General features: G+C 67.3%; 6 protein-coding genes. 2 read left to right on the top strand and 4 right to left on the bottom strand.

The features are described from left to right. A partial coding sequence (locus CLD20_RS09685; protein ID WP_370636850.1) for an ATP-binding protein occupies positions 1–2,900 on the top strand: 2,900 nt, incomplete at its 5' end. 58 nt (positions 2,901–2,958) lie between these two features. Here CLD20_RS09685 and CLD20_RS09680 read toward each other — a convergent pair. The 3 genes from CLD20_RS09680 to CLD20_RS09670 form a co-directional block, all read right to left on the bottom strand. Continuing rightward, positions 2,959–4,146 (bottom strand): GGDEF domain-containing protein, encoded by a 1,188-nt coding sequence (locus tag CLD20_RS09680; RefSeq protein WP_224406410.1) that lies wholly within the window; start codon positions 4,144–4,146, stop codon positions 2,959–2,961. Between the two features lie 164 nt (positions 4,147–4,310). Continuing rightward, positions 4,311–4,781 carry a PaaI family thioesterase gene (locus CLD20_RS09675; protein WP_224406409.1) on the bottom strand — a complete coding sequence of 157 codons (471 nt, stop codon included), beginning with the start codon at positions 4,779–4,781 and terminating at the stop codon, positions 4,311–4,313. Next, positions 4,771–6,144 carry a glutamate--cysteine ligase gene (locus CLD20_RS09670; RefSeq protein ID WP_224406408.1) on the bottom strand — a complete coding sequence of 458 codons (1,374 nt, stop codon included), beginning with the start codon at positions 6,142–6,144 and terminating at the stop codon, positions 4,771–4,773. Before CLD20_RS09670 ends, CLD20_RS09675 begins: the two co-directional genes overlap by 11 nt. Positions 6,145–6,338: 194 nt before the next feature. Here CLD20_RS09670 and CLD20_RS09665 point away from each other — a divergent pair, with 194 nt between their 5' ends. Next, the gene (locus tag CLD20_RS09665) at positions 6,339–6,815 is read left to right on the top strand and encodes a hypothetical protein (protein ID WP_224406407.1); all 477 of its coding nucleotides are present in this window, start codon (positions 6,339–6,341) and stop codon (positions 6,813–6,815) included. 3 nt (positions 6,816–6,818) lie between these two features. Here the strand turns inward: CLD20_RS09665 and CLD20_RS09660 are convergent, their stop codons facing one another. Then, positions 6,819–7,556, bottom strand: coding sequence for a 16S rRNA (uracil(1498)-N(3))-methyltransferase (locus tag CLD20_RS09660; RefSeq protein WP_224406406.1), 738 nt, complete (start codon positions 7,554–7,556; stop codon positions 6,819–6,821). Positions 7,557–7,590: the final 34 nt, after the last annotated feature.

Genomic DNA, 7,590 nt, shown 5'->3' with positions numbered 1-7,590 from the left:
CGCTCCCCCCCGCCGCACTTTCCGTCGACCCCCCGGCCAACGACGACGGTGCGGGCCTTGCCGAGACGGAGGCCGAGGCATCGGCTCCGGCGGAGGCCGAGGAGACACCGCCGCACGAGGATACCCCGGCGCCCAAGCCGGAGGCTGACGAGCCTGAGCCCGCCGCCGATCTCGCCGAAGCCGTCCGGCGGGCGCTGCCGGCCTGGATCGCCGACCGTCTCACCACGTATGAGCCGGAGAAGGATCGGGGCCGCACGGCCGTCCTTCATGGTGATGTGGAAGGGGAGGACCCCGGGCAATCTCAGCCGGCCGACGATGCGGCGCCCTCCGAGGAAAAGTCGTCCGTGGAGGCATCGGAGGAAAAGGGGCCTCAAGACACGTCCGAACAATCGGACGACTTGTCGGCCGAGGCACGGGACACGGCTGCGCCTGCCGGAGCGCCTGACGCCGAGACGCAGGCGGGCGAGGGGCAGGAGAGCGAAGAGCCGCAATGGACCGCACCTGTCGTGCCGCTCAATGCCGGCCCCGACGATGCGGCCACCAGCGATGCAACGGCCGACAATGCAACGGCCGCCGATTCAGCCAAGGACGATGCGGCGACCGACGACATAGAGAGCGACGAAGCCTTCTCCGACGGTGACGCGACCGGCGACGCGCCGGGCGGCGGCATCGGCGCCGAAGAGACGCCTGCCGGCGACGAAACGCATCCGCACGACACCCTCCCGGCCGAAACCGTACTGGACGAGCCGCCCGCCGAAGAATCCCCGCCCGAGGAAGAGCTTTCGGCAGCCCAGCAGGCCGGCGAAGGGACCGACGATGGGGGCGAGGCGGCCGGGGATGACCATGCCGGCGATGCCGCCGAGCGGGAAGAACCGAAGCCGGAAGAGGCCGGGCGGCGGGAGCCGAGCCCGGTCATGCATGCGGCCCTGCCGCCCGCCGCGCGCGACGAAAATGGCCGCACCGCGACGCGCAGCCAGCCGTTGCCGCCCGTCTCGGTGCGCTTCCTCTGGCAGACCGATGCCGCCCATCGCCTTCTCTTCGTCTCGCAGGGGCTGACCCAGCTCGTCGGCCGCCATGCCGAGATCGTCGGCGAAAAATGGCAGGATGCGGCGGATCGCTTGCGCCTCGACCCATCCGGCCGCATCCAGAAGGCCTTCGCCGCGCGCGACACCTGGAGCGGGCTCACCGCGTGGTGGCCCTCGCAGAACGGCGAGACGCGCATTCCGGCGGAGCTGACGGCGCTGCCCGTCTTCGATGCCGAACGAACTTTTCAGGGCTTTCGGGGATTCGGTGTCCTGAGGCCCGCGGAGGCCCTGAAGGCGGAAGCTTTCGACCTTCGCTATCCGCCGGCCGAGGAGGATGCCATGCCCGGCGAACCGCCCGACGAACCTGAAACCGAGGACAATGTGGTTCCCTTCCGAGCCGATCTGGAGCGCCTGCCGGAATTCTCGCGCCTGTCGCAGCAGGAGAAGCGGGCCTTCGAGACGATCGCCTCCGCGCTCGGGGCACGCATCTCCGACCTCACACCGTCCACCGGCACGCCGCAGGACGAGCGCCGTGCGATGCCGGACCCGTCGGAGGCGCAAGAACCATCGCCCGAGGAAGAGGCCGCCTCCTCGATCGAGCGGATGCTGCCGGATGCGCCCGGCGAGGATGAGTCTGGCGCGGATGCGCTCGCCGAGGAAGCGCCTGTCGCGCCGGAGCCGGAAGTGCCCGTCCTGCGCGAGGAAGCGGCGCCGGCGGCCGAGGCGCGCCCGGCTCTTGCGCCCGCGCCGGTCCTGGCCGCCAAGGTCTCCGAGCTGCAGGCGATCGTCGATACGGCGCTGGACGGCGTCGTCGTCCTCGATCTCGAAGGCTTCATCGAAAGCGTCAATCGCAGCGCCGAGGCGCTTTTCGGCATCGAGGAGGAAGATGTCGTCGGCGAGGCCTTCACGGTGCTCCTCGAGGAGGAAAGCCACGAGATGGCCGAGGCGTACCTCGAAAGCCTCCGGACCGCGGGCATCAAGAGCCTCATCAACGAGGGGCGCGAGGTCCTCGGCCGCACGCCGGGCGGGCCGATCGCCCTCTTCATGACCTTTGGCCATGTCGGCACCCCGGAGCGGCCGCGCTTCTGTGCCGTTTTGCGCGATATCACCCAGTGGAAGGAGACCGAGGCGCGGCTGCGCGAGGCGCGCAGCGAGGCGGAAAGGGCATCGACGCAGAAATCGGACTTCCTTGCCCGCATCAGCCATGAGATCCGCACACCCCTCAATGCCATCATCGGCTTCGCCGAGGTGATGGTGGAGGAGCGCTTCGGACCGATCGAGAACCAGCGCTACCGCGAGTATCTGCGCGACATCCGCTCCTCCTCGGAGCATGTCGTCAGCCTCGTCAACGACCTGCTCGATATCTCGCGGGTCGAGGCCGGCAAGCTCGATCTCGATTTCGTCGCCGTCGACGTCAACGCCGTGGCCCGCGAATGCGTCGGGCTGATGCAGCCGCAGGCCGGGGGCCAGCAGGTCATCATCCGCACGAGTTTCGCTCCCGATCTGCCGCCGGTGGTCGCCGACGAGCGCACCATGCGGCAGATCTTCCTCAACCTTCTGTCGAACTCGGTGAAATACACCGGGGCGGGAGGTCAGGTCATCGTCTCGACACGGCTCGAAGAGACCGGGGAGCTTGTCCTCAGGGTGCGCGACAATGGCGGCGGCATGAGCGAGACGGATCTCGCCAAGGTGATGGAGCCGTTTCGCCAAGTCGTTTCCTCGGCCATCGGCAGCGGCACGGGCTCCGGCCTGGGCCTGCCGCTCACGAAGGCGCTGGTGGAAGCGAACCGGGCCGAATTCACGCTGAGAAGCGCCAGAGGCGAGGGAACGATCGCAGAAATCGCCTTCCCCGCGACGCGGGTTCTTTCCGAATAGGGTTTTCGGCGGGCGGTCTGGATTGCCCCCGCAATGCCCTGACCGAGGATGAACCGCTTCAGGCGATCCGCACCACGGAAGCGGATGTGCCAGCCCGGTCGCCGGACGCCGGCAGGACCCGGTTGCGCCCGGCTGCCTTGGCCTCGTAGAGCGCCTCGTCGGCCCGGCGCAACAGATCCTCCAGCGTCTCGTCCGGTCCCGGCGTGCTGACACCGGCGCTGAGCGTTGCCCGAACGGCGCGCCCGCGCACCATGACGGCAGCCTCGCGCAGCCCAAGACGAAGACGGTCTGCCATCGCCAGTCCGGCCGCTAGATCGGCGCCGGGCAGGATCGCGGCAAATTCCTCTCCCCCGATCCGTCCGAAGAGATCGTTGGGCCGCAGGGACTTGCGCGACACTTCGGTAAAGATCTCCAGGACGGCATCGCCGACCCCGTGGCCATGCGTGTCGTTGACCGCCTTGAAGTGGTCGAGGTCGAAAACGATCGCCGAACAGGGGGCTCTATCCACCCGGCAACGCTCCAGCAGGCGTTCGCCCTTTTCCAGAAAGGCACGCCGATTGAGGGTACCGGTCAGGCCGTCCGTCTCGGCCTTGTTCTTCATCTGCTGTTCGCGGCTCTCGCGGGTGATCGCTGCCACGAAGATCGTTCCGCCAAGCAGGAAGACGAAGGTCTCCAGACTGAGGAACTCGCCGGCGATTTGCATCAGCGGCGATGGAGCCGCGCCCGCTTCGGCCGTTGCGTTGAGGATCGTCAGGGTTGCTGCGAGCGTGACGCCATGCACGGCGCAGAGTATGCCGAGCGGCCATCGCGAACCGAGCCGCGGCTCTTCGGCCCGGAAGATGGTCGTGAAGGCGGCCGACAGGAGGTAGGCGCAACCGAACATGCCGTGGGTGATGGCGCTCGCGCCCACGGATGTCGCGGGCTCAAGCATGGCTGCGGCCGCCACGGCCACCGGCCCGGCGAAAAGGATGGGCAGGGAGATGGGCTGCCCGTTGCCGAGACGCGTCGATGCCCAGATGAGCGCGGGGTGGAAGGTGAGAAAGACATACGCGCCGGGACGCACGACGTCGTGCTCCGCTCCAAGGGCGAGCGACATCAGGCCGGCGGCGAGGACGAAATCGGAGGCGATCCAAAGCGACACCGCAAATTTCCGAGCGTACTGGACCTGCGCCACGATCAGGAGGGTACCGCTCGCCATGGCGAGGAACGAGCCCATCACCATCATCGTGATCATGTCGAGAACCATACGCGGTTCGTCCGCCTCAATCTTGTGGCTCGCCTCGCGCCTGAAGGCCGGGGGTTCGCTCCGCCGAGCATATCTCTTACGTGATCATGCCTTACCGGGTTGCCTGCAACGCTTCCAATCGGCCGGACGTGGTGAACGGATCGTTGCGATGGCGCGGCGGGAAATCAGCGCATGACGTGGGCGATGGTGACGCTGGCGCTCGCGACGTGCAGCTTCTGCGTGCCGTCGAGCGTCATCACCTCCGAGCGGCAGAAGGAGAGCATGCGCCCGGTTTTCACGACCTCGCTCTCGCACAGGAGAATCTCGCCTCTGGCCGGCCGCAGGAGCGTGATCTTGAACTCCGCCGTCAGGACGATGGTGCCGGCCGAGACCAGACTGGAGGAAGCGGCGCCGGCGGAATGGTCGGCGAGCGTGGCCTGCACACCGGCATGGACGTAGCCGTCCTGCTGGCAATGCCGTGTGGCAAGCGGGATGCGGGTGACGACGCGGCCGGGCTGGAGGTCGAGGAGCTCCACGCCGAGGAGCGCGAGGAACGGAGCTTGCGAAAACAGACGCTCCACCCTCGCGCGCCAGTCCGGATCGCGCGGCGTGAAGGCGGAGGCGGCGATTGCCGCTCCGCTGCCTTCAGTAGGCATATTCGGTGAAGAGCGGCTCGACGGAGCCACCCCAGCGCGTGCGGTACTGGGCCAGGAGTTCCTCCGCCGGCGTACGCTTCAGCGCGAGCGTTTCCTCCAGCGGCGCCAGGTATTCGGCCTCGGTGAAGCCGCCGGTGCTCATCTCGCCCCGGTTGTTCAGCCCGAGGCGGGCGATCTCGACCGCGCGCCGGGCGATCTGCAGCACCGTCTCCTGGCGGAAGGGTGTGGCAAGTCCCGTCTTCGGCACATGGTTGCGCAGGCCCTCGCGCTCGGCATCGCTCCAGTCGGCCGTCAATTCCTCGGCCGCGCCGAGCGCCTCTTCGTCGTAGAGAAGGCCGGTCCAGAAGGCGGGCAGGGCGCAGATGCGCCGCGTCGGCCCGCCATCGGCTCCGCGCATCTCAAGGAACGTCTTCAGCCGCACATCCGGGAAGAGTGTCGAAAGGTGATTGAGCCAGTCGCCCATCGTCGGCTCGAGATTGCTGTGCCCGTTCGCCCCCGGCCGCTTCAGGAAGGCTCCGAAGGTCGTGTCGGTCATGTCGATGTAGCGCCCGTCCCGGATGACGAAATACATCGGCACTTCCAGCGCCCAGTCGACATAGCGCTCGAAACCGAAGCCCTCCTCGAAGGCGAAGGGCAGCATGCCCGAACGGTTGTTGTCGACGTCGCGCCAGATCTCGGCGCGGTAGGAAAGGAAGGAGTTCGGCTTTCCCTCGGTAAAGGGCGAATTGGCAAAAAGGGCGGTCGCGATCGGCTGCAGGGCGAGGCCGACGCGCATCTTGCGCACCATGTCGCTCTCCGACGAGAAGTCGAGATTGACCTGGATGGTGGTGGTGCGGAACATCATGTCGAGGCCCTTGCTGCCGACCTTCGGCATGTAGTTCGCCATGATCCGGTAGCGCTGCTTGGGCATCATCGGGGTGACCGCACGGCTCCATTTGGGGCTCATCCCGATGCCGAGGAAGCCGATCCCGAGAGGCTCGGCGACTTCCCGCACCTGGGCGAGATGGGCGTGTGTCTCCCGGCAGGTGCGGTGGATGTTCGGCAGCGGCGCGCCCGAAAGCTCGAACTGGCCGCCGGGCTCCAGCGAGATCGCCCCGCCCCCCGTCGGATCGACGAGGCCGATGATGTTGCCGGCATCGTAGATGGGCTCCCAGCCGAGGAGGCTCTCCATGCCCTTCAGCACGGCCTCGATGCCGTTCGGCCCCTCATAGGGAACGGGCCGGTCGCCATCACGGTAGAAGGGCAGCTTCTCGTGCTCGGTGCCGATCCGCCACCTGTCCTTCGGCTTGCAGCCGACTTCGATGGAGGCCACGAGCTGGTCGCGACTTTCGATGAGTGTGTCGTTGGCGGTATCGCGGGCCATCTGTCTCTCGGCAGCTCTTCAGCGGCGGCGCGCGAACATAGTGGCGAGGCGCGCGCCTTTCAAAGTCTTTTCCGGCTTCGCATTGAACGCTTTGGCGCTTTCCGCGTTGGAGTTTACAAACCATCTTCTGGTTACTGAAAGGTAGCGTCATGCGCGCAACGCAAACACGCATGCTGCTCCCGGCCGCAATTGTCTTGGGCGCCCTCGCGGCGTCGCCTGCCCTGGCGGCCGAGGAGAGCTTCATCAACCGTTTCGACGGCGCCTGGGGCGGCGGCGGCCTCGTCATTCCGGACGAGGAGACCGGCCCGACCAAGGTGAACTGTTCTCTGAGCGGCTCCGGCGAAGGCAACCACATCAATGTTGCCGGCACGTGCCGCGCTTACCTGATCTTCACGCGCAACGTGAAGGTCGACGTGACCTACCGTCCGGAGACTGGCCTTTATACCGGCACCTATGTCGGCTCGAGCGCCGGCACTGCGCGGCTGAGCGGCAAGCGCCGCGGCGACACCGTGCGTCTGACGCTCGTCTGGCCGAAGAATGTCATGGGCGACACCAAGGCGGACATGTCGATCACGGCGAGCAAGGATGGCCGTCTGCGCGTCCTCGTCAACGACAAGGTCGGCAAGGGGCCGGTCCAGCCGATCACCGACATTGCCCTGCGCAACAAGTAAGCCCTACGCGCTCCAGTCGCCGGCTGCCGCCTGAACCACTGCGAGCGCGGCGACCGCCGCCGTGTCGGCACGCAGGATGCGCGGGCCGAGCGAGATGGTCACCGTGCTCTTCCGCCCCGCGAGGGCGGAGCGTTCGACCTCGGAAAATCCGCCCTCCGGGCCGACCAGAACGGCCAGCTTCCTGCCGCGCAGCTCGGTAAGCGGCGCCACCGCGTCGCCGCGATGCTGTTCGTCGCAGAAGACGAGCACGCGATCATCCTCCAGCGCCTCCACGGCCTCCGCCAGCGGCAAAGGCTCCGCCACCTGCGCAATGGTGAGCACGCCGCATTGTTCGGCCGCTTCAACGGCGTTGGAGCGGATGCGCTCCACCTTGACGTGCCGGACCTGGGTGAACTGGGTGATGACCGGCTGCAGCCTTCCCGCGCCCATCTCCACCGCCTTTTGCGCCATGTAGTCGAGCCGCGCCTGCTTGAGCGGCGCGAAGAGATAGGCAAGGTCCGAGGGCGGCGTCTGTTCGCGGGTTTTCTCTCCGGCGACGAGCTTCGCCTTCTTCTTTCCGGTCTTTTCGATTCGCGCGCGCCATTCACCGTCCCGGCCGTTGAACGCCAGGATCTCGGCCCCCGCATCGAGCCGCAGCACGTTGAGGAGATAGTTTGTCTGGTCGGCGGAGAGCGGAATTTCAGCCCCGTCGCTCAGCCCGTCCTCGATGAAGAGGCGCCGCGTGGTGAAGTCGTAGGCCATCTTTGCCCCTCTTTGCCGATGCCCGCTGAAACTG

The sequence above is a fragment of the Afifella sp. IM 167 genome (genome assembly GCF_020144925.1).
In the GTDB taxonomy this organism is placed as follows: domain Bacteria; phylum Pseudomonadota; class Alphaproteobacteria; order Rhizobiales; family Afifellaceae; genus Afifella.
The sequence above is the reverse complement of the archived record's forward strand: the minus strand, read 5'-3'. Positions and strand labels throughout refer to the sequence as shown.

What these genes read in the sequence shown, in the direction of transcription:
- CLD20_RS09680 (WP_224406410.1), bottom strand. Translation starts at nt 4,146, where the DNA reads ATGGTTCTCGACATGATCACGATGATGGTGATGGGCTCGTTCCTCGCC.
- CLD20_RS09675 (WP_224406409.1), bottom strand. Translation starts at nt 4,781, where the DNA reads ATGCCTACTGAAGGCAGCGGAGCGGCAATCGCCGCCTCCGCCTTCACG.
- CLD20_RS09670 (WP_224406408.1), bottom strand. Translation starts at nt 6,144, where the DNA reads ATGGCCCGCGATACCGCCAACGACACACTCATCGAAAGTCGCGACCAG.
- CLD20_RS09660 (WP_224406406.1), bottom strand. Translation starts at nt 7,556, where the DNA reads ATGGCCTACGACTTCACCACGCGGCGCCTCTTCATCGAGGACGGGCTG.